This window comes from Micromonospora sp. WMMD729 (assembly GCF_049315225.1).
Taxonomy (GTDB): Bacteria; Actinomycetota; Actinomycetes; order Mycobacteriales; family Micromonosporaceae; genus Micromonospora.
On the sequence record NZ_CP186059.1, the window covers coordinates 3,518,746 to 3,545,725 of the forward strand.

20 protein-coding genes are annotated in these 26,980 nt (G+C 70.1%); 5 read left to right on the top strand and 15 right to left on the bottom strand.

What is annotated here, in order from left to right; translation table 11 throughout:
- Nucleotides 1-76 precede the first annotated feature (76 nt).
- Nucleotides 77-928, bottom strand: a complete 852-nt coding sequence (locus ACN263_RS16285) for an alpha/beta fold hydrolase (protein ID WP_422735148.1) — start codon at nucleotides 926-928, stop codon at nucleotides 77-79.
- Nucleotides 929-1,095: 167 nt separating this feature from the next.
- On the opposite strand from ACN263_RS16285, the gene ACN263_RS16290 reads away from it, so the two are divergent.
- The gene (locus ACN263_RS16290) at nucleotides 1,096-1,962 is read left to right on the top strand and encodes a metallophosphoesterase family protein (protein ID WP_422735149.1); all 867 of its coding nucleotides are present in this window, start codon (nucleotides 1,096-1,098) and stop codon (nucleotides 1,960-1,962) included.
- Here ACN263_RS16290 and ACN263_RS16295 read toward each other — a convergent pair.
- Nucleotides 1,952-3,196, bottom strand: a complete 1,245-nt coding sequence (locus ACN263_RS16295; protein ID WP_422735150.1) for a helix-turn-helix domain-containing protein — start codon at nucleotides 3,194-3,196, stop codon at nucleotides 1,952-1,954. The genes ACN263_RS16290 and ACN263_RS16295 overlap by 11 nt on opposite strands.
- The gene (locus ACN263_RS16300; protein WP_422735151.1) at nucleotides 3,183-3,344 is read right to left on the bottom strand and encodes a hypothetical protein; all 162 of its coding nucleotides are present in this window, start codon (nucleotides 3,342-3,344) and stop codon (nucleotides 3,183-3,185) included. The genes ACN263_RS16295 and ACN263_RS16300 overlap by 14 nt, the downstream gene beginning before the upstream one ends.
- Nucleotides 3,345-3,538: 194 nt before the next feature.
- On the opposite strand from ACN263_RS16300, the gene ACN263_RS16305 reads away from it, so the two are divergent.
- A complete protein-coding gene (locus ACN263_RS16305) occupies nucleotides 3,539-4,288 on the top strand; it encodes a helix-turn-helix domain-containing protein (protein WP_422735152.1) in 750 nt (249 codons plus the stop codon).
- A 12-nt stretch (nucleotides 4,289-4,300) separates the two neighbouring features.
- Complete coding sequence (locus ACN263_RS16310) at nucleotides 4,301-4,777, top strand: NUDIX hydrolase (protein WP_422735153.1); 477 nt, start codon at nucleotides 4,301-4,303, stop codon at nucleotides 4,775-4,777.
- Here ACN263_RS16310 and ACN263_RS16315 read toward each other — a convergent pair.
- Together ACN263_RS16315 and ACN263_RS16320 are read right to left on the bottom strand one after the other, a co-directional pair.
- Nucleotides 4,765-5,322, bottom strand: coding sequence for an HD domain-containing protein (locus tag ACN263_RS16315; protein WP_422735154.1), 558 nt, complete (start codon nucleotides 5,320-5,322; stop codon nucleotides 4,765-4,767). The two genes, ACN263_RS16310 and ACN263_RS16315, sit on opposite strands and share 13 nt — an antisense overlap.
- A 222-nt stretch (nucleotides 5,323-5,544) precedes the next feature.
- The gene (locus tag ACN263_RS16320; RefSeq protein WP_422735155.1) at nucleotides 5,545-6,630 is read right to left on the bottom strand and encodes a GTP pyrophosphokinase; all 1,086 of its coding nucleotides are present in this window, start codon (nucleotides 6,628-6,630) and stop codon (nucleotides 5,545-5,547) included.
- 435 nt (nucleotides 6,631-7,065) lie between these two features.
- On the opposite strand from ACN263_RS16320, the gene ACN263_RS16325 reads away from it, so the two are divergent.
- The gene (locus ACN263_RS16325) at nucleotides 7,066-7,569 is read left to right on the top strand and encodes a hypothetical protein (RefSeq protein WP_422735156.1); all 504 of its coding nucleotides are present in this window, start codon (nucleotides 7,066-7,068) and stop codon (nucleotides 7,567-7,569) included.
- A gap of 251 nt (nucleotides 7,570-7,820) precedes the next feature.
- Here ACN263_RS16325 and ACN263_RS16330 read toward each other — a convergent pair whose 3' ends face one another.
- From ACN263_RS16330 to ACN263_RS16345, 4 genes are all read right to left on the bottom strand, one after another.
- Entirely contained in the window at nucleotides 7,821-10,199 is a 2,379-nt protein-coding gene (locus ACN263_RS16330; RefSeq protein WP_422735157.1) for a discoidin domain-containing protein, read from the bottom strand.
- A 170-nt stretch (nucleotides 10,200-10,369) separates the two neighbouring features.
- On the bottom strand, nucleotides 10,370-12,223 hold the full coding sequence (locus ACN263_RS16335; RefSeq protein WP_422735158.1) for an adenylyl cyclase: 1,854 nt from the start codon (nucleotides 12,221-12,223) through the stop codon (nucleotides 10,370-10,372).
- A gap of 203 nt (nucleotides 12,224-12,426) precedes the next feature.
- A complete protein-coding gene (locus ACN263_RS16340; RefSeq protein WP_422735159.1) occupies nucleotides 12,427-13,101 on the bottom strand; it encodes a maleylpyruvate isomerase N-terminal domain-containing protein in 675 nt (224 codons plus the stop codon).
- Between the two features lie 73 nt (nucleotides 13,102-13,174).
- Nucleotides 13,175-13,972 carry an alpha/beta fold hydrolase gene (locus ACN263_RS16345; protein ID WP_422735160.1) on the bottom strand — a complete coding sequence of 266 codons (798 nt, stop codon included), beginning with the start codon at nucleotides 13,970-13,972 and terminating at the stop codon, nucleotides 13,175-13,177.
- Between the two features lie 110 nt (nucleotides 13,973-14,082).
- On the opposite strand from ACN263_RS16345, the gene ACN263_RS16350 reads away from it, so the two are divergent.
- A complete protein-coding gene (locus ACN263_RS16350) occupies nucleotides 14,083-17,115 on the top strand; it encodes a BTAD domain-containing putative transcriptional regulator (RefSeq protein ID WP_422740727.1) in 3,033 nt (1,010 codons plus the stop codon).
- An 11-nt stretch (nucleotides 17,116-17,126) separates the two neighbouring features.
- Here ACN263_RS16350 and ACN263_RS16355 read toward each other — a convergent pair whose 3' ends face one another.
- The 6 genes from ACN263_RS16355 to ACN263_RS16380 all read right to left on the bottom strand — a co-directional run bounded on the left by ACN263_RS16355 (nucleotide 17,127) and on the right by ACN263_RS16380 (nucleotide 26,917).
- Nucleotides 17,127-17,738 carry a dihydrofolate reductase family protein gene (locus tag ACN263_RS16355; protein WP_422735161.1) on the bottom strand — a complete coding sequence of 204 codons (612 nt, stop codon included), beginning with the start codon at nucleotides 17,736-17,738 and terminating at the stop codon, nucleotides 17,127-17,129.
- A 16-nt stretch (nucleotides 17,739-17,754) separates the two neighbouring features.
- On the bottom strand, nucleotides 17,755-19,623 hold the full coding sequence (locus ACN263_RS16360; RefSeq protein ID WP_422735162.1) for a S9 family peptidase: 1,869 nt from the start codon (nucleotides 19,621-19,623) through the stop codon (nucleotides 17,755-17,757).
- The gene (locus ACN263_RS16365) at nucleotides 19,624-21,402 is read right to left on the bottom strand and encodes an N-acetylglutaminylglutamine amidotransferase (protein WP_422735163.1); all 1,779 of its coding nucleotides are present in this window, start codon (nucleotides 21,400-21,402) and stop codon (nucleotides 19,624-19,626) included. It lies immediately after the preceding gene.
- Nucleotides 21,403-21,500: 98 nt separating this feature from the next.
- Nucleotides 21,501-24,170: a glutamate--cysteine ligase gene (locus tag ACN263_RS16370; RefSeq protein WP_422735164.1), complete on the bottom strand. Its 2,670-nt coding sequence runs from the start codon at nucleotides 24,168-24,170 to the stop codon at nucleotides 21,501-21,503.
- A gap of 117 nt (nucleotides 24,171-24,287) precedes the next feature.
- Nucleotides 24,288-25,334, bottom strand: coding sequence for a phosphotransferase (locus ACN263_RS16375; protein ID WP_422735165.1), 1,047 nt, complete (start codon nucleotides 25,332-25,334; stop codon nucleotides 24,288-24,290).
- Nucleotides 25,335-25,531: 197 nt separating this feature from the next.
- The gene (locus ACN263_RS16380) at nucleotides 25,532-26,917 is read right to left on the bottom strand and encodes a cellulase family glycosylhydrolase (RefSeq protein WP_422735167.1); all 1,386 of its coding nucleotides are present in this window, start codon (nucleotides 26,915-26,917) and stop codon (nucleotides 25,532-25,534) included.
- Nucleotides 26,918-26,980 lie beyond the last annotated feature (63 nt).

The window sequence follows — 26,980 nt, forward strand, 5'->3', positions numbered from 1 at the left end:
GCCCCGGTGCGAAACGCTGGGGCCGGGTGCCGGAGCGCCGTCATGGCGCTGGCGTCCGATCGGCTACCGGTGCGGGTCAGGCGCGCGCCTTGGCCGGCTGCTTCATGAAGTCCATGATCGCCTTGTTGACCTCGTCGGCGTGCGTCCACGGGATACCGTGCGGCGCGCCCTTGAGCGTGACGAGTGTGCCGGTCGGCATCATCGGGCCGAGCCGCTGACCGGTCACCGGGTACGGCAGCACCCGGTCCTGGTCACCCTGCACGATCAACACCGGAATGTCGATCTTCGGCAGGTCCGGCCGGAAGTCCTCCTGCCAGGCGTCCACACTGTCGTGGGTGGCCTTGGCGGAGGCCATCGCACCGATCTGCCAGTGCGCCCGGTACGCCTCTTCGCTGACCCGCTTGCCCATGTTCTGGTCCGGGTTGAAGAAGGCGTCGCAGAACGACGTCAGGTAGGCGAACCGGTCCTTGATGATGGCGTCCTGGAAGCCCTTGAACATGCTCCGCTCGACGCCCTCGGGGTTGTCGTCGGCCTTGGCCAGCATCGGCTCGAGCGGGCTGAGCAGCACCGCCCGGCTGACCCGCTGGGACCCGTAGTTGCCCAGGTAGCGTACGACCTCACCGGTGCCCATCGAGTGGCCCACGAGCGTGACGTCACTGAGGTCCAGTTCGGTCATCAACACGTCCAGGTCGGCCGCGAACGTGTTGTAGTCGTACCCGAACGCCGGCTGCGCCGAGTTACCGTAACCGCGCCGATCGTAGGTGATCGTCCGGTATCCGGCATTCAGCAGCGCCCTGGTCTCCTTCTCCCAGGTCGCGCCGTTGAACGGGAAGCCGTGGATCAGCACCACCGGCTTACCGGACCCGTGGTCCTCGTAGTACAGGTCGATGGGCGCGGAGTTTTCCGTTCCCACGGTGATGAAAGGCATGTTTCGTCTCCTGCTCCGGTTTCGGGCTCTCGGACGCCCCGCGCTTTCCCGCCGGGCCTGCGGATATGCCGGCCGGCGGGCACGTCCCGTGGTAGCCACGGCAAGCGGAGCAGGACACGACCGAATCGGAGTATGCCGATCGGCCTGCCGACGCCTAGCCTCGATCCGTGAGCGTTTCGCCCCGGCTGCGGGCCGTCAGCGACCTGCACATCAGTTACGCGGAGAACCGCGCCTTCGTCCAGGAGCTGCACCCGGACCACCCCGGCGACTGGTTGCTGGTGGCCGGTGACGTGGCCGAGAAGTTCGCCGACATCGAGTGGGCGCTCACGCTGCTGAGCAGCCGCTTCGCCACCGTCGTGTGGGCGCCCGGCAACCACGAGCTGTGGACGCCACCGGGCGACCCGGAGCACCTGCGCGGCGAGACCCGCTACCGCGAGCTGGTGGCGATGTGCCGCCGGCTGGGCGTCGTCACCCCCGAGGACCCGTACCCGGTATGGGACGGCGAGGGCGGCCCCGCCACCATCGCCCCGCTCTTCGTGCTCTACGACTACACGTTCCGGGTGCCCCAGGCCCGTACCAAAGAGGAGTCGCTGGCCCTGGCCCACGCGGCCGGCGTGGTCTGCACGGACGAGGCGCTGCTGCACCCCGACCCGTACCCGAGCCGCGAGGCCTGGTGCGACGCCCGCGTCACCGAGACCGAACGCCGCCTCACCGAACGCGACCCGGACCTGCCAACCGTGCTGGTCAACCACTACCCCCTCGTACGCGAACCCACCGACATCCTCTGGTTCCCGGAATTCGCCCAGTGGTGCGGCACCCTGCGCACCCGCGACTGGCACCTGCGCTTCGGCGCGTCCACGATGGTCTACGGGCACCTGCACATCCCCCGCACGACCTTCTACGACGGCGTCCGCTTCGAGGAGGTCTCCCTCGGCTACCCCCGCGAGTGGAAACGCCGCAACCCGGTCCCGAACCCGGTCCGCACCATCAACCCCGCCGACGACGTACGCCACCGCGAGTCCGTCACCGGGTAAGCCCGACCAGCGTCGCCAGCCGCGCCACGCCGGCCGCCGCCGGCTTGGCACGGGCAACATCGGCGATGAGGGTACGCGCCAGAGCCCGCCCCCGAACCTCACCCGGCGCGACACTGTCCGCGTCGACCAACGCACGCGCCGCCCCGCGCACGTCACCGGCGTGCAGGTAGATCCGCGCGGCGTCGAGCAGGTAGGCGCCGCGATACTCGGCCGGCAATCGCCGCCACACCTCCCGCCGCACGACGCTCACATGCCGTGTCAGTGCGCCGTCGGTGTCACCCCGCTGCGCGGCGAGGAGCACGCGCGCCATGTCCACGGTGACCGGCCCGAAGCTGGTGCCGTGCGGTTCGTCGTACCCCCGCAGGTTCGCGGCGACGCCCGCTGCCCGGTCGATCAGCTCGGTGGCGCGGCGGTGCTCGCCGCAGCCGGCGGCAGCGAGGGCTGCCTGAACCAGCAACGTCCCGCCCACCGCCCACGCTCGACGGTCACCCCGGCGCGCGTGTTCGCCCCGGCCCTGGTGATCAAGAGGTTGGCGTCGACTTTGATCTCCAAAAGTGCCGCAGACCTCTTGATCACCTTCGTCGGCTGACGGGGGAAGGACACGGTGTGCAGCGGTGAGGGTCGCCGACAGGGCCAGCCGTTCCCGGACCGACGCGCGTAGCGCCTGGGCGACCGCGATTGCCGCTGTCGCCGTGAGGTGCGCATCGTCGGCGGCGGCACCCATGGCGCGGTCGGCGGCCAGCCAGGCGAGGTCGGCCTCACCGAGCTTGACCAGCAACAGCGCCGCGATCCGGTACGCCTGCACCAGCACCTCCGGCGACCGGGCGCCTTGGGCGGCGTCGAGCAGACCCGGCACCACGCGCAGCAGCTCCGCGTAGTGCGCGTGCTGGTACGTCAACCAGGCGTGCCCGACCTGCCGCCTCAGCTCGCGCATGTGTGGCCGGCTCGGCGGGGTGTCGTAGCGGGCGAGGGCGGCCCGGATGTCGTCCACTCCGGCCGGGGTGCTGCTCGGAGGGCTGGGCGGCTGGCCGAGTAGCACCTCCGGGTCGACCCGCAGGACGCGGGAGAGTTCCTGGATGACCGAGTACCGGTCCAGGGGGCGAACGCCGCGTTCGATTTTGTCCACCCAGCTCTTCGACCTGCGCAGGCGGTCGGCAAGCATCTGCTGGGTCATCGACCGTCGCACCCGCCAGCCGGCGACCCGGCGTCCGATGGGGAGGTCATCGCTGCTCACGTCGCCACCGCCGGTCCGGGACCGCACGGGTCGTGTCGTTCACGGGTACGCGTTCCGCCTCGGCCTGAGCAAGGATGCGCTGCTTGGCAGCCTCCCGCTCGGCCGCCTCAGCCTGTTCACCCTTGCTCGCCGTCTCGTCGCCGCGCATAGCCACCTCCATCGGGCCATCGGCGCGACGTTTTCGATGGCTCGTCGCGTCCTATCTGGATGGCATGTGTTGTGGATTCAGGCTCTGCGAATTCGTGATGACGACTTCACCGCGAGTAATGGACGATTAGGGACGTCCTTGCTAGGGTGAGTCGTCCCCAATGCCGTCCCCAGGCCCAGTGAGCAGGAGACGCGATGCCGAACGATCGTCTTCGCAACGGGATGCTCAAGAAGGGCCTGACGGCATCGGCGTTGGCCGAGAGAGTCGGCGTCGATCCCAAGACTGTCGAGCGATGGGTGACCCAGGCTCGCATCCCGTATCCGCGCTATCGCCACTCCATCGCCGAACTGCTGGACGAGAGCGAGTCGTACCTCTGGCCGGATGCGCTACCGACCCAGCGAGCCGTGCAGATCAGCCAGTCAGAGCTGGTCCACATCTACCCGCGCCGCGGAGCCGTCCCCACTGACCTCTGGCAGCGACTCCTGGAGCAGGCCACCCGGCAGGTCGGCGTCCTGGTCTACGGAGGACTGTTCCTGCCCGAGTTCAACCACCGGTGGATCGGGACCCTCCGCGAGAAGGCGATGGCCGGAGCGCAGGTAGAGCTGCTGTTCGGCGACCCGGAGGGTGTGCACATCGCCGAGCGCGGCGACGCCGAGGGCATCGGCCCGGCGATGTCCAACAAAATCCTGAACGCGTTGGCCTTCTACAAGGAGCTTCGGGATCTGGACAACGTGGGGATCTACTTCCACGACACCATCCTCTACAACTCCATCTACCGCTTCGATGACGAGATGCTGGTCAACACTCATCTCTACGGCACACCGGCCGCGTACTCGCCGGTGCTGCACCTGCGGCGTCTTGGCGGTGGAGACCTCTTCGACAGCTATGTAGCGAGCTTCAACCGAGTGCTCGGGCAGAAGCGGGCTGTGTGGCCTGAACACTGACAGGGGGAAGGCATGGCGCGGATCGAGCACTTCGACAACCCGAACGCTCCGAAGCCGAACAAGATCGTGGTAGCAGTGACCGTCTTTGTTGAGGACGGGGAGAACCGGAACCGGGTGCTGCTCATCCAGCGGACCGACAACGGCCTCTGGGCACTGCCGGGCGGTGCTCAGGACTTCGGCGAGTCCATTGCCGAGACGGCCATGCGGGAGACGCGCGAGGAGACCGGCATCGAGGTCGAGGTGACCGAGATAGTCGGGATCTACTCCGATCCCAGACACCTAGTGGAGTACAGCGACGGCGAGGTACGGCAGCAGTTCTCAATCTGCTTCCGCGCCCAGTACCTCTCCGGTGACCCGATGACCAGCGACGAGTCCTCGTCCGTGGTGTGGGTGGCCCGTGACCAACTGGACGGGCTTCCGATGCACCCTTCGATGCGGCTCAGGGTCGACCACGGGTTCGAGCGACGCTCTGTCCCCTACATCGGCTGAGCTGACAGACGACATTGGGTCCTGCGTACGGCGTCTCGGAGAGTCGGCTCAGCTCTTAGCCAGAACCGCGTCACGACATCGTCCGGCCCGTAGCGCTGCCGGATCTCCGCAAGCCTCTCATCGACGGTGAGATCTTGGCCGTCCGGGCCGGTCGTCATGTCCGCGTACCAGAGGGCGTCTGAGACAGCGCTCTCTTCACGCGGGAACTCGCTGGCCAGAGCCTGTCGCAAACCGCGCTCGTCTGCTTCGTAGACGGCGCAGGAGTGGTGGGCGACCAGAGCAGCGACGCGGTCTTCAAAGCCATGACGTTGAAGCCATCGTGCGCCGTCGAGCGCGTGGAAGCCCGTATCAACGATGCCAGGAGCGTAGCCGACGTCGTGAAGCCAAGCAGCCGTAACTACCAGATCCTGATCCTCGGGGAGGGTTAGGCGCTCCAACTGGCGTGCCTTCGCCGCTACAGCGCGGACGTGCCTCCACCTACCCGGTAACGCGACCGCCAGCTCTCGTTCCGCTACCTCCGCCGCCTGGTAAGCCCTAATCCGCACGTCACGAGCGTACGGTCGTTGATGTCCCCAGACCACACGCCGGCGGCCCTGCGCGCACCCCGAAGTGCGGCTGCGCAGCAGGCTGACATTCATCTCAGTCGATTGAACCGCCGCAAGCGCGGAGGCGCGCTGCACGCCAGGATGTTTGCCAGCTCCATCGCCGAACATCTACATGGCATGCCGGGCTGTCGCACTATTCCTAACACCTGCCGCGCCGCCTACTCAAACTCTCTCGACCTCCGCCGCAAGGGCCCTAGCCCGGGCCTTCTCATATGACAATGTCGAAGTTATCTGAGTCAGAAGCTTCCGGCCGTCCTCTTCAGGACGTAGCGCAGCCTCTAGCATAAGGTAGAAAAGAAGGCATCCGCCCATCGGAACAGTCTCCCTCTGCTGAGACGCCTTGTACTGAGCCAAGAAAGCGACGAAGAGAGCTTCGCGATCGCGCAAGGAATTCTCGATGTTGCCGATGCTCTCAAACCCGAATTCTTGCAGGAGCACAGCCAACCTAGAGGAGTATTTCCGACTCGGCTTACTCGCAATTTTAGCCCCCCTGTATATCTCGGCAACGAGCCTGACGTCGAAACTTCGTATGAGATCCGATTCGGATATAAAAGCGGAGATCGAATCGCGGTTGACGGGAACATCGCCTGGTTCGTCACGCACGGCAACACCTACCGACGCTTGATAGATCTGGAGATCACCCCGGATTTGCTGAAACTCGGTGTCGGCGAGTTCCAAGAGTCCCGCGAGGCGCGAGAAGCGCCGTCGAACGTTAGACGGCAACTCTTCCTTAGATTTATAACCAAGATCGTGCTCAATCTCGGCCCAGGCGTGCTGCAAGATAGTTCGAATCTGGATTTCGAATTTGAAGTTCTGATACTTATTGAAATCGCGGAGAGAGCATTGCTCCCGTCGCACTCGAACAACATAATGAGCCGACAAGTAGCCGAAACGATCGGGATCCAACAAGGCACGCTTGTCGACCGAGTTGTCTCGATCAACATCGAATTCCTGTTCGATCAATGACGCCACGACGTCAACTTCGTCAGGAAAGAAAGTAATGACACGAACGCCCAGAACGTCCGTCATGTCCCCTAGGGAATAGTCACTCTTTACCTTGTTGACGATCTTTTGCTCAGCATGCAAGCGACTTTTGGTCCTTTTCTCAATCGAGTGCAAGTGAAGGCCTGCATCGTCAGCCAGTTCCAAGATCCATTCACACACCTTCGGACCCAGCGACCCGGCGAGTTCGGCCACCTGCCGCCACTCATCGTCGTCAACCACGGCACTGCCTACGTTCTCGCCCATGCCTAGATCTTTACAAGCAGGGCCAGAGCTTTCAAGATCCTGCGGCTGCGTGCCGAGCACTTCCCAGCCCTCCTGCGTCCGGCGTTGCGCCTCACGATCGAAGCAAGATCAGCGTAGGCTGACCGGTCGACCACCCCTCAACCCTCGGAGGCATGCATGCCCCACGATCCCTGGATCGATTTCTCAACGACATCGCTCCCTCGGGAAGTGCAAGCCATCCGGCACGCCATCGCACTCGCACTGAAGGCAGAGGACCCACAGCGTCCGGGTCAGACCATTGGACAAGCAAGAGCCGGGGTCTACGCTTTCTACGACTTCGACGGCGAGCCGCTCTACGTCGGCCAAACCGCTGAAGGGTTCGGTATGAGGATTGGCCGGCACCTTACAGGACAGCGATCAGACGCAGTCGCGAGACACGTTCTAGACCCTTTTGAGGTGCACACGGTTTCTATGTGGTCATTGCCCGAAATTGGCGCACTACCCTTCAGGGAACGAAAGGCTGCGCTAGATCCATACGGCTTCACCGTATACCATAAGTTGCTCACTCAAAGTTCTTTAGGTGCAATCCTAAACGAAGGCGATATTTACCCTGGACCGCTTCAGGAACTTCCTGAGCCCGTTGTGAGGGTTATCGTACCCAGCGATATATTTCCTGACCGCAGTCACCCTGATGTAAGAATCGCCCGGCAGGCGCGCACCCTCTCGCTGCTCGCTAATAGCATCACCGAGCGAAGGGTCTCCCCTGGCTTACGCAGGACACTTGCGACGCAAATCGCTCGCTTGAATGCTTTGACTCAACGCAGGCTCGAAGCGCTTGAACGAGATCCGCAGGCAGTCGGCGAAATGGACGTCCCCATTCCCGAAGATTCCCTTGCCGAACCTGACTACTTCTCAGAGTTTGATGATTCCGATGATTCCGACGACCAGACAGACAATTAATTGATTGGTCCTAGAGGGAATCTAGCTCCGAGAGCGCGGGAAACGAGTCCGAGATCCGACGCAGGCTCCTCGGAATGCCGCAAGGAATACCTCAGCGAGGGTTTCAACGGAGCGCTGATTCTATGGGCACCGCAGCAGGCCAGTTCAGCGAAAGCAGCCAAATCCGCAGCTTAAAGGCACTCAAGCGAGATGAACCTTATCGCGATGGGTGGCGGCCGCCGGTCGGCGTCCGGCGGCCGCCCCACGTCCGGTCAGCTCGCGTACACCTCAAGCGCCGCCAGCTGCCCGGCCGGCCACCCGGTGTTACCGGTAACCGTGACCCGCACGTAACGAGCCTGCGCCGCACCAAACGTCAACGACACCGAGTTGCCCGTCGAGGGGTCAAAGGTCCGCCCCGCCGAACCAACCAACGTCCCGAAGCTAGAACCGTCCGTGCTGCCCGTGACGGCGACCGTCTGCGTCCGAGCACCCCACGCCGACGACGGCGGCAGCTTCAACACCACCCGGCCGACCGTGCGCGCCGACCCCAGGTCGACCTGCACCCACTGGGGGAAGGCGTTGTTGGCGCTCTCCCAGTAGCTGTTCGCGTCGCCGTCGACCACGTTGCCCGAGCCGTAGCTCTGGACGTGGCTGCTCTCCGACGTGGACCGGCCGCGGGCGAGGTCGGAGTTAGCGGCGGCGTCGGTGGTCACGGTGACGGCGTTCGACGCGCCCGAGGTGTTGCCGCCCGCGTCGCGGGCGACAACGGTGAAGGTGTACGAGGTGGACGCGCTCAACCCGCTCACGGTCGCGGTGGTGCCCGTGACGGTGGCGACGACAGTGCCGCCCTGCCGTACCTGGTAGCCCGTCACGCCCTTGTCGTCGGTCGACGCCGTCCAGGCCAGGGACACGCTGCTCGACGTCTTGGCGGTCACCGCAAGACCACTCGGGGCGGTCGGCGGGTTGTCCGTGGTGCCGCTGGCGCCGTACACCTCGACCTTGGCGAGCTGGCCCGCCGGCCAGCCGGTGTTGCCGACGATGCTCAGCCGGATGTGGCGGGCCGTGGTGGTCGTAAGCGTGCGGCTGACGGTGTTGCCGGTCGCCGGGTCGAAGGCAAACGCCGAGGCCCCGGCGATCGTCGAGAAGGAACTGCCGTCGACGCTGCCCTGCACGGTGATGGTCTGGGTACGCGCCTCCCAGCCGGCGGGGAGCCGCACCACGAGCCGGCTGACCTGCTGGCTGGCGCCCAGGTCGACCTGCCACCAGTGCGGGAACGAGCCGCCGCCGCTCTCCCAGTAGCTGCCGGCGTCGGCGTCCACCGCGTTCGAGGCTACGAACGGGCCGTTCTGGCTGCTGGCCGAGGCGGACCGGCCGGCCGCGAGGTCGCCGCTGGTCGGGGGTGGGGTGCCGACCATGGGCGGGGTGGGGCGGGTCGCGGTGAGGGCGAGCTGTCCCTTGAGCATCCGGCCGCCGTCGGCGGTGATCCGCAGGTAGTAGTCGGCCGAGCAGGCGACGCCGTCCTCGTCCAGGGCGCGGATGTTCGCGCCGGCCGGGGTGGTCGCCTGCGTCTCGGAGGTCTTGGCGATCTGGTTGCCCTCGTTGTACTCGTCGAACATCGACACGTAGAGGCCCTGGGAGCCAAGTCTGACCATGTTGTAGATGTGCCGCCAGTAGAAGTCGCCGTGGCGGCGGTGCCCGCCGGCCAGGTCGCCGGGCATCACGCAGGGCAGATAGTCGATGCCGCGCGCCGCGCAGTCGGCCATGTCGCCGATGTTGACGTTGTTGTAGTACGAGTCGAGACCTTCGAGGGTGTCGGTCCGGTAGACCATCCACGGCGAGATGGCGTGGAACGCGTGGTAGACGTCGAGGAAGCCGGAGCGGGAGTCGTTGATCCCTTGCCGCCACCAGGTGGGCACGCCGCCGATGACGTAGCAGCCCTGCGCCTTGAACCAGTTGATGACCTCCAGGCAGGGCCCGGGGGTGAAGGGCCGGCTCGGCTCGCTGAAGCCGAAGCCCCAGATACAGACGACCGGCTTGCCGTTCTGCCGGGCGTACGCGCTGGACGCGGTGTGCGTCGACATCTTGTTCAGCCAGTCGGTCTTGATGTCCGCCTGCATGGTGAGCCAGTCGGTGACGTCGTACATGATGTAGAACTTGCGGTTGTAGCGCTCGGCCGCCGAGCGGACCTTGAGCGTCATGGCGTCGCGGGTCGGTCCCTCGTCGCCGGTCGGGTTGAAGCGTTGCAGGGCGGCGGTGTCGCAGCCGTACTCCTGCATCCAGCGGAAGTGGGTGTCCACGGTCTGCTGGTCGTAGGAGGAGAAGAGGGTGGCCGGTGACCCGTTGCCGAGGTTCGGGTAGGCGGTGGGGTAGCTGCGCGTGTACTCGCGCATGTCCGGCCAGGACACGATGGTGGTGTTGCTGGGCGAGGGCGGCTGGAACCGGTCGCGGCTCCAGTGCCACCAGCCGCCGATGGGTGCCGAGTCGCCGGGGGCGCTGAACCAGCCCTGGTAGCCGACGGTCACCTTGCCGACGACATCACCTACTGGGCTGGCGGCCTGGGCGGGGCTGGCGAGGAGTTTCGTGGTGGAGGCGGCGGCGAGGGCGGAGCCCGCCAACACGGACGTGACGAACCTGCGGCGGGTTACCGCCATGGGGACCACTCCTTCGGGACGGAAGGCATTGACGGCCATCGTGGCAGCAGTCGATGGGTTCCCGCAAGAGTGCGACTGATCGATGAAAATGTTAGTCAGCACGACGGAAAGACGCGAGGGGCCGGCACCGTACGACGGTGCCGGCCCCTCCTTTGGTACGCCCCGAAGCGTTACGACGCCGGGTACTGCGCGAGGTAGACCGGCACGCCCACCTTCGTCATGTCGGCCGCGTCGCCGACACCGTTGACGACGTGGTCGATCGTGCCGGCGCTCAGGTTGACGGTCATGATGTGGTGCAGCCGCACACCCGGCCGGTTGGGCGCCTCGAAGCCGTTCTCGGTGTGGATCGACGGGTTGTTCTGGTTGAACACGTACACCCCGCCGCCGTAGAGGTCGTGGTGGCGTACCCGGTCGCCGACCTTGTAGCCGGCGTACCCCTCGACCGGGCCGTTCATCCAGTCGGCCTGCGTCGGCGGGTCGTACGGCAGCTCGTTCTGGTAGAGGACCGTGGTGCCGTGCTCGCCGTTCCACACCGTGTTGTACCGCTGGAAGTGCTCGACGAACAGGCCGGTGGCGGTCACGTGGTCGCCGTTGATGACCGCGCCGTACCGTCCGGTGTTGGTGCGCCAGCGGTCGGTGTCGCCGTTGACGCCCTCGGTGAAGCCCTCGACGCCGTGGTCGCCGCGCCAGACCCAGGTGTGGTCGATGAGCACGTTGTCGCTGTTGACCTCCAGCGCGGTGTTCGTCCGGCCGATGTGCGGGCCGCCGACCCGGAAGTACACGTCGGACAGCGTCGTGGGGTTGGCCGGACTGCTGGCGTCGTGGCCGTGCTGCCGGCCCACCCGCAGCAGGACCGGCGACTCGACCGTACCGGCGTCGATCGTGACGCCCGCGACGATGACGCCGGGGACGTTGGCGACGTCCAGCGGGACGGCGCCGTTCACGGCGGTGAGGGTGGCGTGGCCGATGCCGAGCACCACCGTGTTGGCCCGCCGGATCTCGATGCTCCGGGCGATGTCGTAGACGCCGGGGGTGAGCAGCAGGTGCTTGCCGCGGGCGAGCTGCGCGTTGATCACGCGGACCGGGTCGGACGGCTTCGCGATGAAGAAGTCGTCGATCCCGATGGTCCGTCCGGGGGTCATGCCGTTCGCCCAGGAGACGCCCCGGGTGTCGCGCTGCGCCGCCGGCACCCGCACGTTGTAGCGGCCCTTGGCGTCCACGAACAGGTACGGCTTCTCCCGGCTCACCGGGGTCGTGTCGAGGGTGGTGTACGGCGGGTCGGGGAAGGTGGCGTCGTCCGGCGCGCCCTCCACGCCCGCGAACACCTGGTTCCACACCGCGTTCGACCACCCGGCGACCTCGCTGTTACGGGTCAGCCACTGCTGCTGGGAGCCGTTGGTGGTGGCCGGCAGCCGCGAGTCGGCGATGAAGCCGCCGCTGGCGTACTGCGGGCCGGCCGTGCAGTAGTCCATCAGGGACAGGCCGCCGCCGGTGATGTTGAGCCTGCGCATGGAGACCGCCTGGGACACCGCCCAGAAGTTCGCCGTCGAGCGGCAACCGTCCTGGCCGGCGGCGTTGACGGTGAGCGACAGGTTCGACAGGGTGCGCCAGAAGTTGACAAGCGCGAGGCAGTTGCCGGTGCCGCCGTCGGCGAGGCACCGGTTGTAGACCTCGATCTTGCCGTTGACGGCGACGTCGGTGGGGGACGCGCCGAGGCCGGCGACCTCGGTGTAGTAGCCGACCTTGGCCTGCAACGGCTGCTCGGCGGTGCCGTACGCGCCGGGCGTGAAGAGGTACGCGTGCCGCTCGGTGCCCATCTCGTTGTCGACCTGGCGGGCGTGCGCGGCGTCGAGGGTCTGCTGAATCTGGGTAACCGGCATGGACGGGTCGAAGATGGTCACGTTCGGCCCGAAGTCGGGTGCGCGGTGCGTCGGGCGACCGGCGCTGGCCGCGGTGCCGCTGATGGCGACGGCGGTGGTCACCAGCAGGGCAAGGGTGAAGGTACGTCGGGACGGGCTCGTCATGTGGTTCGTCCTATCCACTGGGCGGACCATGGGCGCACTCGGCGGTGAGAGCGCTCTCTGACCCCGTTTCTACCCTCTGGACGCCCGGTACGCCATCGCCCCCCGGCCCTCCCCCCGCGATCTTGCACTTTGTGTCGACGATTCGTGCCCTTGGATGGGCTATGTCGCGACAGAAAGTGCAAGATCGCGGGGTCGGGGGCGGGTCAACCCAGGGTCAGGGGGCGCAGGCCCAGACTCTTGAGGGCTTGGGCCTCGTCGGGGGTGACGGGGGCGCGGCCCGTTGCCCTGCGCAGGAGGGTGGTCGGGTCGGGGGCGACGGCGAGCGCTGTCGGCCACTGTGGGCCGAAGAGCAGGCGCAGCAGGTGTTCGGTGGCGGCCGGGGTGAGCCACGGCTCGCGGGGCACCGCGTCGGCGACGTCGAGGCCGTGCAGGGCCACCTCGACCAGGCGGGTGGTCAGGAAGTCGGACAGCAGCATGGCGTCGCCGTGCCGGGTCCGGACCACCCGGTCGACAGGCTCGTCGCGGCACACCTCGACGACGGTCCGCCCGGTGTCCGCGAGATCCCGCACGAGGGTGGCCGCGTCCGGGTCGGCCGCGCGGCGCTGCGCCGTGCGTACCCGCTCGTCGTTCGTGTCGTCGCTGAACCGCCCGTCCGCGCGGTAGTACTCCGCCGCCGTGGTCCCGGCCCGCTCGGGAGCGGGCGCCGCCACCATGTCCGGCACCCGCGAGAGTACGACGATGACGTGCCCCACCACGTCACGCACCCGCCACGGATCACAGCGCGAAGGCTGCTCCCACCCCGCCGGCGGCATCCCCGCCAGGGCCCCGGTGAACGCGTCGATCTCGCCGGTCAGGACGGACAGCACATCATCAGCCACACCCCCATCCTGCCCCGCCCCAAACCTCCCCGCGATCTTGCACTTTGTGTCGACGTTGTGCGGCATTCGCGCGCTATGCCGCGACAGAAAGTGCAAGATCGCGGGGAGAGGGGGGCACCGGGTCGTCGAGGAACTCGTCGATCATGGGGGCCAGCCAGTCGGCGCGGTGCGGGATCGTGGTGTGGGTGGTGCCGGGCAGGATGGCCAGGCGACAGGCGGGCAGGCCGGTCAGGTCGCCGGGCACCGCGCCGCCGAGCAGCCGGAACATCCGTACCGCGTGCTCGGGCTGGACGATGTCCGAGTCGGCGAGCACGATCATGGTGGGTACGGGCAGGGCGGCGATCTGCTCGGGCGTCCAGCGGGGCAGGTCCGCGTCCAGCACCTTCATCTTGTTCACCAGGTTGGCCCAGCCCGCCGGGTCCGGCGCGGTCCGCAGGTACTCGTCGTGGAACTCCGAGCCGTGCAGGTGCTCCGGTTGCAGGTCCTGGATGCCGTCGAGCAGCCCGGGGTGCAGGCCGGCGTCGTCGAAGCTCACCGAGGCGAGCACCAGCCGCCCCACCCGGTCGGCGTGGTGGGTGCCCAGGCGCAGCGCCACCGCCGCGCCCATGCTCCACCCGTACACGTCGGCCTGGGCGACACCGAGGCGGTCGAGCAGTTCGGCTATGTCGGCGGCGAAGTGCTCGACGGTGAACGGACGGTCGACGTCCGGGGTGTGGCCATGCGCCTGCAACTCGACCGCGATCACCCGCCGGGACCGGGCGAGCAGCGGCAGGATCGTGCCGAACGAGGTGCCGATGCCGGAGAGCGCGCCGTGGATGAGCACCAGCGGCGGGCCCTCGCCGTTGCCGTGAATCTCGTGGTAGATGTCCATGACGTCACGGTGCGCCCGCGCGCTTATGGTCCGCTTCAGGTCGACTTACCGGCGCGTTCGGAACTGTTCCGAAGACCGTGGACGTCGATACACGCCATAGGATGACCGCCGTGCAGTTCGGGGTGCTCGGGCCGCTCGCCGTCACCACGGACGTCGGCGAGCCGGTGGTGGTGCCCGGCGCCAAGGTCCGTGCCCTCCTGGCCGACCTGCTGACCAACCGCAACCAGGTCGTCTCCGCCGACCGGCTCATCGACGACCTGTGGGGTGACGACTCCCCCGCCAATCCCACCGGCGCTCTCCAGGTGCGGGTGTCGCAGCTCCGCAAGGCGCTCAACGACGCCGAGCCGGGCGCCCGTGATCTGGTCGAGTCCCGCGCTCCCGGCTACCTGCTGCGGGCCGATGCGGTCGACGCCGACCGGTTCGCCGAGTTGGCCCGGCACGCCGACGTCGGCCGGCTGACCGAAGCCCTCGCGCTGTGGCGGGGCGAGGCGTACGCCGACGTGGCCGACGCCGAGTTCGTCCGCGCCGAGGCGACCCGCCTCGCCGAACAACGGCTCGCCGTACACGAGCGGCTGGCCGAGGCGCGGGTGGCCCGGGGCGAGCACGACCTGGCCGCCGCCGACCTGGCCGAACTGGTGGCCCGGCACCCCCTGCACGAGGGGCTGCGGGCGGTGCAGCTGCGCGCGCTGTACGCGGCCGGCCGCCAGTCCGAGGCGCTGGACAGCTACACCGACCTGCGGGACCGGCTCGCCGACGAACTGGGCCTCGACCCGGGCCCCGAACTGGTCGCCCTGCACCGCCGGATTCTCGAACAGGACGCCGGCCTGAGCGCGCCACCGAAGGCCGCGATCATCCGCAACAGCCTGCCGGCGCAGCTCAACGAGCTGGTCGGCCGGGCCGAGGCGTTGACCGAGCTGCGGGCCCTGCTGCCCGCGCAGCGGCTGGTCACGCTGGTCGGACCGGGTGGGGTCGGCAAGACCCGGCTGGCCACCGAGGCCGCCCGTACGCAGTCCCCACCGGACGGCGTCCTGCTGGTCGAGCTGGCGCCGCTGCCGGCCGGCGACCCGGGCGTCGCCGAGCAGGTGCTCGGCGCGCTGGACGTGCGCGAGGCCGCCGGCGCCAGCCTCTCCCCCACCGATCGGCTCGTCACGGCGCTGCGGCAGCGGCACCTGCTGCTGGTGCTGGACAACTGCGAACACGTCGTCGAGCCGGTCGCCGCACTGGTCGCCCGGTTGCTGCGCGACGCGCCCGGGGTGAACGTGCTCGCCACCAGCCGGGAACCCCTCGGGCTGACCGGGGAGCTGCTCTGGGACGTACCCCCGTTGTCGGTGCCGTCGGACGGTGACCCGGACGCGGTCCGGCGCTCGGCGGCGGCCCGGTTGTTCGCCGCCCGCGCCGCCGCCCAGCAGCGCGGGTTCCGCCTCGACGAACGCACCGCGCCGGCCGTGGCCCAGCTCTGCCGTCGCCTGGACGGCCTGCCGCTGGCGTTGGAGCTGGCCGCCACCCGGGTCCGCGCGCTCGGCGTGCACGGCGTGGTGGAACGGCTCGACGACCGGTTCCGGCTTCTCAGCACGCAGCAACGCGACGTGCCGCCGCGCCAGCGGACGCTGACCGCGGTGATCGGCTGGAGCTGGGACCTGCTCGACGAGGCCGACCGGCGGGTGCTCGCCCGGCTCGCGGTGTTCCGCGACGGCTGCACGCCGGAGGCCGCCGAGCAGATCTGCCGGACCGACCTGGACGCCCTCGCCCGGCTGGTGGACCGGTCGCTTGTGGTGTTGGACGACTCGCCGGAGGGTCCGCGTTACCGGCTGCTCGAATCGGTGGCCGCGTTCTGCCTGGACCGGCTGGCCGACGCCGACGAGGTCCGGGCGCGACACGCCGCCTACTACACCGCGCTGGCCGAGCGCGCCGACCCGGAGTTGCGCGGGCCCGACCAGCGGCGGTGGCTGGCGGTGCTGGACGCCGAGACGGCGAACCTGCGCGCGGCGCTGGCCCACGGGGGCGGGTTGCGGCTGGCGGTCGCGCTGAGCTGGTACTGGTATCTGCGCGGACGGCTCACCGAGGCGGGCCGAGCCCTGGCCGTTGGCGGCGACCCGGAACAGCAGCGGACCGCCGCCCCCTGGCGGGTCGGTTTCGCGCTGCTGCGCGGTGCCGCGGTCGCGGCGGCGGACGTCCGGGCGGCGGTCGCCGCGGAGCCGGCCGGCCGGGGCGCGTGGTTCGCCGCGAACGCGCTGATCGACAACAGTGACCTGACCCTGGCGGCGGAGTTGCTGCCCAGCACCGCGGCCGACACCTGGACCGAGGCGGCGGTGCTCGCCTCCCGGGCGAAGATCGCGCACGTCGCGGGCGACCAGGCGACCCTGGAACGGGCGGCGACCCGCAGCGCGGCGCTCTTCGCCGACCTCGGCGACCGGTGGGGTCGGCTCCAGGCCACCGAGTGGGTGGGCGGACTGGCCGAGCTGCGCGGCGACCACGAACGCGCCGCCGCGCTGCACGCCGAAGGGCTGCGCTGGGCCGAGGAGTTGCGGCTATGGCCGCAGGTCGGCACCGAACTGTCCTGGCTGGCCTGGCTGGCGGTGCAGACCCGGGACTATCCGCAGGCCCGGGAGCTGGCCGAACGCGCGTACCACCTGGCGGTGGAGCAGGACGCCCCGGGCGCGCTCATCTTCGCCGAGCTGAGCCTCGGACTGGCCGCCCGCCGCGACGGCAAGCTCGACCTGGCCGTCACCCACCTCGGCAACCTCGCCGAGCGGGGTCGCGCCGAGGCGCAGCCGGCGTTGTACCTGCCGCCGGTGCTGGTCGAGCTGGGGCACGCCGTCGAACAGGGTGGCGACCCGGACGCGGCGCTGGCCCTGCACGTCGAGGCGTTCGAGACCGCCGAGGCGATGGCCGCGCCCCGGGACGCGATCTTCGCGCTGGAGGGGATGGCCTCGGCGGTACGCGTGCCGGAGGTCGCGGCCCGGCTGCTCGGCGCGGCGGCCGCCGCCCGGCTGGAATCGGAAGCGCCGTGCGCGCCCGCCGAACGCGACGAGGTCGACCGGGTGACCCAGCGGGTCCGGGCCGAACTCGGGTCGGAGCGCTTCGACGCGCTCGTCAACGAGGGCGCGAAGCTGAGCCCGGGCGAGGCCCGGGCTCAGCTCTGAGGCGACGTCGATCAGGCGGCGGTCTTCGGCCGGTACGTCGCGACGATCACGCCGCTCTTGTGCACCCGGGTGTCGACCAGGTCGAACGATGCCGTGAAGCCCTCCAGCGGCGTCGTCACGCTCGACGCGCCCTGCAGGACGGGGTGGATCCAGAAGCGCACCTCGTCCACCAGGCCCGCGTCGACCAGTTGGGCGGTGACCGAGCCGAAGCCGTACTGGATGATGTTCTTGCCGTCCTGGGCCTTGAGCGCCCGGACCGCCTCCACCAGGTCGCCCTGGAGCACCTCCGTGTTGTTCCAGGTGGGGTCGGTGAGGGTGGTCGAGGCGACGTACTTCTTGACGTTGTTGAAGTAGGCCGCGCCGGTGGTCGGGTCGCTCTCGTCCTGCTGCGGCCAGGCGACGGACATGCCGTCGTAGGTGGCCCGGCCCATCAGCATCGCGTCCGCGGCGTCGGTCAGTTCGCCGGCGAGGCCGATGGCCTCCTGGTCGAAGTAGGGCGCGGTCCACATCGGGTTCTCGATGACGCCGTCGAGGGTGATGTAGGTCGAGTTGACGAGCTTGCGCATCGGTATCTCCTGGGTGTCGATCGTGTGCTCCGGTGACACCCAGAAGACTGCCGGCACCCGCTTACGATTCGCTTCAGGTGCCCTTGCGGGCGTCCGAAAGCAGCTCCACCAGCGGCACCGCCGGGGTGGCCGCCGCGAGGTGTCGGGTCAGCCAGGAGGTGGTGGCGGTCCGCGCCGCCTCGGCGTTGTCCCGGGCCAGGAAATCGTGCCCCTCACCGGCGAGCACCAGGTGAGCGTGCGGCACCTCCCGGGCGGCGAGCGCCTGCGCCACCTGCGCCGACTCCCCGGCCGGCACGTTGGTGTCGTTCGCGCCGTGGATCAGCAGCACCGGCACGTCGAGCTGGTCGATGCGGGTCATCGGCGACAGGTCACGCAGCAGCTCCGCGTCGCGCACCGGGTCGCCGTACTTGCTGACGGCGGCGGCGGCGATCCACGGCTCGGTGCCGGCGTAGAAGGTGCGGAAGTCGGAGATGCCGCACTCGGCCACCCCGGCGGCGAACAGGCCGGGGAAGTTCACCAGCACCGCGAGCACCAGGTAGCCGCCGTAGGAGCGGCCCAGACAGCCGAGCTGGCCGGGGCGCGCGACACCGCTGTCGATGAGGTGGTCGGCGCAGGCCGCCACGTCGGCGATGGCCCCGTACCGGCCGGCCAGGTTGTCGGCGGCGACGAAAGAGCGGCCGAAGCCGGACGAGCCGCGCACGTTCGGCGCGAACACCGCGACGCCCTGCGCCACGAGGGCCTGGAACAGTGGGTTGTAGCCGGGCCGCTCCTGCGCCTCGGGGCCACCGTGCAGGCTGATCGCCGTCGGCCAGGGGCCCGGGCCGGCCGGGCGGTAGAGCCACCCGGACAGCGGCAGCCCGTCGCGGGCGCGCAGGTCCACTAGCTGCGGCGCGACACCCGCGCCGGTGCGCGCGGCGTCGGTGTCCGGCCGCAGCGGGCGCGGGATACCGGTCGCCGGGTCGACCAGCCAGACCTCCCGGGGCTGCACCGGCCCCTGCGCGGTGACGCAGAGCAGGTCGCCGCCGTCGGCGAAGACGGCGTCGTCGAGCACCTCCCCGGGAGCGGTGACGGCCCGTGCGACGCCGGTGGCGAGGTCGTACAGGCTCAGCTCGCTGCGCCCGCCGTAGGTGTTCCACAGCAGCGCGGCCCGCTCCCGCTGGGCGTCGAGCGCGACGTACTCCAGCTCCGCGTCCGGCCGGGCCGCGACGCGCGTCGGGGCCGGTGTCGGTTCCGCGAGGTCGACGCGCACCAGCGCCGCCAGCTCCGAGAACGCGTCGGTACGCGCCAGCACGCTCGTCCCGCCCGGACCGAACCAGCCCTGGTCGGTGCTGCCCCGACCGGTGTCCGGCAGCAGGCGTACCCGGTCGCCGGTGGACACGTCGAGCAGTTCCAGCCAGCGGGCGTTGCGGGGACCCCGGCGCAGCAGGGCGGCGCGGGCTTCGTCGGTGACGTCCAGGAGGGTGAGCAGGTCGTCCTCGGCGAGCACCCGCCGCTGCCCGGTGCCGGCGTCGACCAGCACGGCCGCGTTTCGCTCGGCGGTCTCGGTGACCGCCATCAGCGCGCCGCCGGGCAGCCACCGGGACAGGCTCGCGCTGTGCCGGCCGAAGCCGGCGACTTGGCGGCGTTCCGTGCCGTCCGGGCGCAGCACCCACAGTTCGGTGCGGGGCGCACCGCCGGGCGCGACGACGCAGGCCAGCCACTTCCCGTCCGGTGACCAGCTCACCGACAGGACCGGCTCGTCGCCGCCGGGCAGCGCGACGGCCTCGGCGGCGTCCACGTCACGCACCCAGACGGTCGGGGTGCCGGACCGGTCGGACACGTACGCCACCCGCCGGCCGTCCGGCGACGGCGCGGGCGCGAAGTCCTCGCCGGGCGGCAGGATCACGGTCGGCCGGCGCCGCGCGGGACGGTTCCGGCGCGGCACCTCGGTCCGTACGCTCATCTAAACCCCGATCCGCTGCAACCAGAGCTCCAGCAGCCCGAGCTGCCAGAGCGCGTTGGCGCCCAACGTGGTCCGCCGGGCGTTCGGCGTGTCCAGCAACTCCTCCAGGTAGTCCTTGCGGAACAGGCCGCGCTCGCGCGCCGGGCGCGCGGTCAGCGCGTCCCGGACGTCGTCCAGCAGCGGGCCGGAGAGGTGCCGGATGGCGGGCACCGGGAAGTAGCCCTTGGGCCGGTCGATCACCTCGTCCGGGACGATGCCCCGGCTCGCGGCCTTGAGCACGCCCTTGCCGCCGTGGGCCAGCTTGAGCGCCGGTGGGCAGGCTGCGGCCAGCTCGACCACCTCGTGGTCGAGGAACGGCACCCGGGCCTCCAACCCCCACGCCATCGTCATGTTGTCGACCCGCTTGACCGGGTCGTCGACGAGCATCACCAGGCTGTCCTGGCGCAGCGCCGCGTCGAGCGCGGTGTCCGCGCCCGGCGCGGCGAAGTGGGCGGTGACGAACTCCAGGCTCGCGTCGTGGTCGAGCATCCACTCGGGCGCGAGGTGGCCGGCGAGGGCGTCGTGCCGACGATCGAAGAACACCCGGGCGTACGCCTCGACGGCGTCCGCGCGGGAGACGTTGGCCATCGGCGGGTACCAGTCGTAGCCGGCGAAGATCTCGTCCGCGCCCTGGCCGGACTGGACCACGGTGATCCGCTTTGAGACCTCCTCGGAGAGCAGGTGGAACGCCACGCAGTCGTGGCTGACCATCGGCTCGCTCATCGCGGCGACGGCGTCGTGCACGGCCGGTACGAAGCGGGCGGCGTCGATGCGGATCTGCTGGTGGTCGGTGGCGAAGTGGCGGGCGATCAGGTCGGAGTAGTGGAACTCGTCGCCGGTCTCCCCCGCCGCCGCCTCGAAGCCGATGCTGAAGGTGGCCAGCCCGGTCTGGCCCTGTTCGGCGAGCAGGGCGACGATCAGGCTGGAGTCGAGGCCACCGGAGAGCAGCACGCCGACCGGCACGTCGGCGACCATCCGACGTCGTACGGCGGTGCGCAGCGCCGCCATGATCCGGTCCTGCCACTCCTCGGCGGACATGGCCGGCGCGGCGGCGCGGTTGAACTCGGGCCGCCAGTAGACGGTGTCGGTGCGGCGGCCGTCGGCGGTGATCACCCGTACGGTCGCGGGCGGCAGTTTGCGGACGCCGGCCAGGATGGTGCGCGGCGGCGGCACCACCGAGTGGAAGCTCATGTAGTGGTGCAGCGCCACCGGGTCCAGGTCGGTGTCCACGTCACCGGCGGCGAGCAGCGCCGGCAGCGTGGAGGCGAAGCGGATCCGGCCCGGCGTCTCGGCCAGGTAGAGGGGTTTGATGCCGAGCCGGTCGCGGGCCAGCACGAGGGTGTTCGTGGCCAGCTCGACGAGGGCGAACGCGAACATCCCGAACAGCCGCTCGACGCACGCCGTTCCCCACCGGTGGTACGCCTTGAGGATCACCTCCGTGTCCGAGGTGGACCGGAACGAGTAGCCGGCGGCGGTCAGCTCGTCGCGCAGCTCCCGGTAGTTGTAGATGCAGCCGTTGAAGACCAGGGCGAGGCCCAGCTCGGCGTCGACCATCGGCTGGGCGCCGGTGTCGGACAGGTCGATGATCCGCAGCCGGCGGTGCACCAGCGCCGCCGGACCGTGCTGCCACCGCCCCTCACCGTCCGGACCGCGTGAGGACAGGACGGGGAGCATCCGCTCCAGGGCCGCCAGGTCCGGTGGCGCCCCGTCGAGGCGGAACTCGCCTCCGATACCGCACATGGCACACACCTCTCATCGGCTCGGTCCGCTCGGGCCGCTGACCGGTCCAGGCTTGGTGGACCGGGTTGCGTCCCGATGACATCCGCATCAAGCGTGGGTTACACCGAGGGCTCCCCGGCTCCGCCGAGCAGCCAGGTGTCCTTCGACCCACCTCCCCGCGACGAGTTGACGATCATGCTGCCGGCCGGCGCGACCCGGGTCAGGGCCACCGGCGCCACCTCCGCAGTCTCGCCGAGGAACACGAACGCGCGCAGGTCAACGTGGCGAGGCGCGAGCGCCGTACCGTCGAAGACCGGGTGGGTGGTGAGCGTGACCATCTCCTGGGCGATCCACCGGTGCGGGGCGGCGAGGATCTGCTCCCGGACGGCGTCCAACTCCTCCGCCTCGGCGCGCGGGCCGATCACCACGCGGTCGCCGCCGTACCCGTCGACCGGCTTGAGCACCAGTTCGTCGAGCCGGCCCAGCACCTCGGCGCGCTGCTCGGGCAGCCCGCACAGGTACGTCGGCACGTCGCCGAGCAGCGCCTTCTCCCCGAGGTAGTACTCGATGAGCCGGGGCACGTACGCGTACAGCGCCTTGTCGTCGCCGACGCCGTTGCCCAGCGCGTTGGCCAGCGTGAGCCGCCCGGCGTGCACCGCCGCGAGCAGCGGCCAGCCCAGCGGCACGCCGTCCGCGCCCGGTGCGTGCAGCAGCGCCTCCTCGTCCATCCGCAGGTAGATCACGTCCACCGGGCTGCGGTGCCCCTCGGAGACCATGTGCACGCGGCCGTCCTGGACCAGCAGGTCACCGCTCTCGGTCAGCGGCACACCCATCTCGTCGGCGAGCAGCCGGTGCTCGAACCAGGCCGGGTCGCCGGGGCCACTGCTGAGCACCACCACGGCGGGCTCGTCGGCGGCGGCCGGCGCGGCGGCGACCAACGCCCGGTGCAGCATCGCCGGTGTCTCGTCGGCGGGCAGCAGGTCGGCGGGGACCGGCAGCTCGGGGAGCACCGCCCGGGTGAGCCGCCGGTTCTGCACGGCGTAGCCGATGCCCGAGGGCACCCGCAGGTTGTCCTCCAGCACGTACCAGCCGCCGTCGGGGTCGCGGACGAGATCGGTTCCGGACACCTGGGCGCGGGTGCCATGCCGGCCCATCAGCGCGCCGGTCGGGCGCAGCCCCGGCGAGGACTCCACCACCCAGGCCGGTACGACCCCGTCGGCCACCACGGCCCGGTCGGCGTATACGTCGCGCAGGAACGCGTCGAGCGCGCGGGCGCGCTGCACGAGGCCGGTACGCAGGGTCCGCCAGTCGTCGGCGGGTACCACCCGGGGCACCAGGTCGACCGGGAAGAGGCGGGTGCTGGCCTCGCCGGCCACGCTGAAGGTCACGCCCCGGGCCCGCTGCTCCTCGTCCCGGTCGTGCTCGCGCTGGCGCAGGCCGACCGCACCGAGGGAGCGCAGGGCGGCGAGCAACGGGCGGTACCCGGGCGTCGGCCCGGCCGGACCGAAGACCTCGTCGCCCGCGTCGGCGTACGTGGGCAGCGCGGGCGGTGGCGGCGCGCCGGGCAGCGGGGCACGTACCCGGCCCCGGGTCTCGTCGAGCAGCAGGTCGACCACGTCGGCCAGCCGGCCCCGCCGCTCGTACGCCCGCCGCTGCCGGGCGGCGGAGCTGCCCCGGTCGAGGGCGTACCGGGTCAGCTCGCTGACCTGTTGCCAGTCCCCGGTCGCCTCGAGTTGCGGGCGCAGGTCGCTCACCAGGCGGCGGACCGCCTCGGCGGCGGATACGGGCCGGGCCGAGCGGGGCAGGTCGAGCAGGTCGCCTTCGAGGCCGGAGCGGGCGGCCCGCCACACGGCGGCGCGCAGCACCGGCGGCCGGACGGCGGTGCGCTCGACGCCGGCCCGCAGGGCGGCTACCTCGCGTCGCACGAGCGCCCGGAACAGGCCGGTGAGCAAGACGATCGTCTCGACGTCGGCGTTGGCGTCGGTGATCCGCAGTTCGACGGTGGGCACGTGCGCGGACGGCCGGACGTCGAAGTAGATCATCGCGGGGTCGGTGATCGTCTCGGAGGCGATCAGCTCGGCGACCAGGGCCTCGTGGTCGGCCGCGCTGGTCACCTCGCCCGGGTCACCGGCGGTGGGCCAGCGCTGCCAGACCAGCGACCGGACGCTGGCGTAGCCGCTGTCCTGGCCCATCCAGTACGGCGAGCTGGTGGAGAGGGCGAGCAGCACCGGCAGCCACGGCTGGACGCGGCGGGTGACGGCGACCGCCAGGTCCCGGTCGGAGACGCCGACGTGCACCTGCGCGCCGCAGATCAACTGCTCCCGGGCGAGCAACTGGTACTCGTCGACCATCCGCCGGTAGCGGGACGTGGGGGTGACGCTCGGGTCGCCGTCGGCGCGCAGCGGCACCGTACCGGCCGCCACGATGCCCAGCCCGGCGCGGTCGGCGACCTGGACGGCCGCCTGCCGCAGCCGGGTCAGCTCGGCGCGGATCTCGTCCAGGGTGCGGCAGACGGCGGTGTTGGTCTCCACCACGCTGCGGTGCAGTTCGGCGGTGTACGACGTGGCCGGCAGCCGGTCGAGCAGTTCCCCGGCCCGGGGCACCAGCTCCCGGGTGTGCAGGTCGACGACGTGGAACTCCTCCTCGACACCGATGGTGGCGAGGTCCGCCGGGTCGTCGTCGTACGCCGGCGGGGCCGGTGCGGGACGGGCCGTGGGCACGGCCCGGCGGTTGCCGGACCGGCCCACCGGCCCGTCGAACGTCGCCGCGTTCGTGGTGTTGTCGGCCATGGTCACCCCGGTTCGCGTGTCGGTGCTCTCGGCTGTCCGACGAGCGTTCCCAGGCTTGGTACCGAGGGTGTTTCCAGCGCGTTAAGGTGACGCACCGGCTACCGGCCGGAGGATCGACTACGCGCGTAGCCGCTGATCCTCTTCGGACAACGAGCCGTAGGCCTCGGGTCCGCGCGCATCTGCGGTCTCCTGGCTCAGCTGGCTCAAGGCCGACGGTCCCCACCCGGTCGGGTCGTCGCCGGGCGGCACCATCGCCAGGGCCTGCCAGAGCAGGAGGATGGTCAACCAGCCCGCCTCGGCCGAGGTCAGCGGACGCTCGGACTGGTAGCTGCTGAGGAATTCTGCGCGAACGTCGGCCGGCACCGGCCCCCAGTTGCGGTAACGGGTGCCGAGCAGGACCGCTGCGCGGGCCAGCTCGACGATTCGGTGATCATGCTGGGCCTCCTCGAAGTCGAGGATCGCGGCGACCTCGTTGCGGGCCCACAGGATGTTGGCCGAGCGGATATCGAAATGGACGAGTTGGCGGGGAAGGCGGTCGGACGGCGCGCTGGTGACCAGCCCGCGCAGCTTGTCACGGGCGGCCATCGGCAGGTGGTCGGCGCGGGAGTCGAGCCAGTCGGTGACCCGGGCCGTCAACGGCGTGAACGGGACGGCGGGGTCGAGAAGTCGATCAGCGTCCGGGTATGCGGCCAGCGCGTCCTGCAATTGGGCGAGCACGACTCCGGCCGCCCGCACCTGGTTGAGATCAGCGGTGTCGAGGAGGTCGCCCGCAATCTCGCGCTGCAGGCCCATTGACACACCGTTGGCCTCGACCTGAAGGCCGCCTTCTCCTGCGGGAATCGGTGGCGAGACCGGCAGCCCTCGGTCGTGGAGCCAGCTCGTGAGACGCGCCGTCTCCATCAAACGCGGAAAACGCTCGCGCACTACCGACCATTTCGCGAGCAGTCGGCCGGACGGCGTGCCGACCCAGGCTATCGCGTTGCCCCCGCTCATGACGATTCGCTCGCAGGAGTCGACACGGACGCCCCAGTGCTCCTTCAGCATCGCGACGACCCAGCGGCCGGCCGACTCCGCATCGCCGAAGCCGAACCGTTCGTCGAGCGCGTGGAGTGTGTCGTGCGACTCCCACAGCATCTCCAACATCGGCGCCTGCGATTCGACCATCGGTCGTATCCCATCACAGGCCGGCGGACGCCGCTCGGTCGGGACCGGCGAGCCTTACACCACGGTCGGGGGTCGGGTCTGGTCGAGCGCGATATACCGCCCTGGGTGATCAACACGGGATCGGCGATGTCGGGGTGTCCGGGCCAGCGGGACACCCCGACATCGGCGATCTGGAGTTGATCAAGCGCGCTACTGGGTCACCTCATGTTGGCGACCACGAACGGCGCGTGGCCGTGCAGGTAGTTGTTCCATCCGCCGGTCACCGGCGCGCCCGGGCTGAGCAGGTTGGTGGTGTCGGTGCCGACGTCGAGTTTCCAGGCGGTCCAGGAGATGCCGTTCGCCCTCATCCAGTCGATCCAGGACTGCGCCTCGGGCAGGCAGGCCCGACCGTCGAGGCCACCGTCGGCGTTGCTGGCGCCCCACTCGGTGACGAACAGCGCCAGGCCGGCCCGGATCGCCGCGTCACCCTTGGCGCGCAGCGACGCGCCGTGGGTGCAGGAGTAGAAGTGCAGGGTGTACATGAGGTTGGTGCCGGAGAGCGGGCTGGCCGCCGCGGCATCCACGTCCTGCGACCACGTCGGCGTTCCGAGCACCACGATGTTGTCCGGGTCGGCGGCGCGGATCGCGGAGACCACCGCCTGGTGGTACGGCTTGATGACGCCGGTCCAGGTGAACTGCAACGGCTCGTTCCACGTCTCCCAGATCACGTTGGGCAGGTGACCGTAGCGGCGGGCCAGGTCACCGAAGAACGCCACCGCCTGGGACTGGTTGTTCTGCGCCTCGTGGGCGTGCCAGTCGACGATCACGTACACCCCGGCGCTGACCGCGTTGTTGATGATGGTCTCCACCTGCGCCCGCGCCCTGCCCGGATCGCTGAGGTACGCCCCGGCCGGCTCGACGCCCATCGCCGCGCGGATCACCTGGAGGTTCCAGTTGTCCCGCATCCACCGCAGCGCGGACAGGTTCTCGGCGTACGGGGCGGTCTCCCAGTTCAGCCACATGCTGCTGACGCCGCGCAGTTGCACCCGGGCGCCGGTACGGTCGCACATCGTCGTGCCGCAGACCCGCAGTTGCCCGTACCGCTCGACCGGCGTGCCGGTGGTCGGCGGCGGGGTGGTGGGTGGCGGGGTGGTGGGCGGTGGCGTGGTCGGGGGTGGCGTGGTGGGCGGCGGCGTGGTCGGGGGCGTGCCACCGGAGCAGGACACGCCGGCGCCGTTGACGGTGCAGTTCACCGGGGTGCCGGAGCCGTTGACGAGGAAGCCGAACGACGTGGACGCGCCGGCCGCGAGGGCGCCGTTCCACGTCGTGTTGCTGAAGGTGTAGTGGCTGCCGGCGGTCACCTGCTGGGCGTTCCACGACTGGCTGATGCTCGTGCCGGACGGCAGGTCGAACTCGACCCGCCAACCGCTGATCGGCGCGGAGGTGTCGTTGGTGACCGTGACCTGGCCCTGATAGCCACTGCCCCAGCTGTTGGTCACGGAGAACGCGGCGGTCGCCGCGCTGGCCGGCGTGGCGATCGTCGCCACCGCTCCGGCCAGGAGGCCGGCGACGGCCAGCGACGTGACAAGTCTCAGTGTGCGCATGCGGAACCCGCTTCGGATCGACGGTGGTGGTCTGCGGCGGGGCGGCGCCTTCGCGCACAGTAT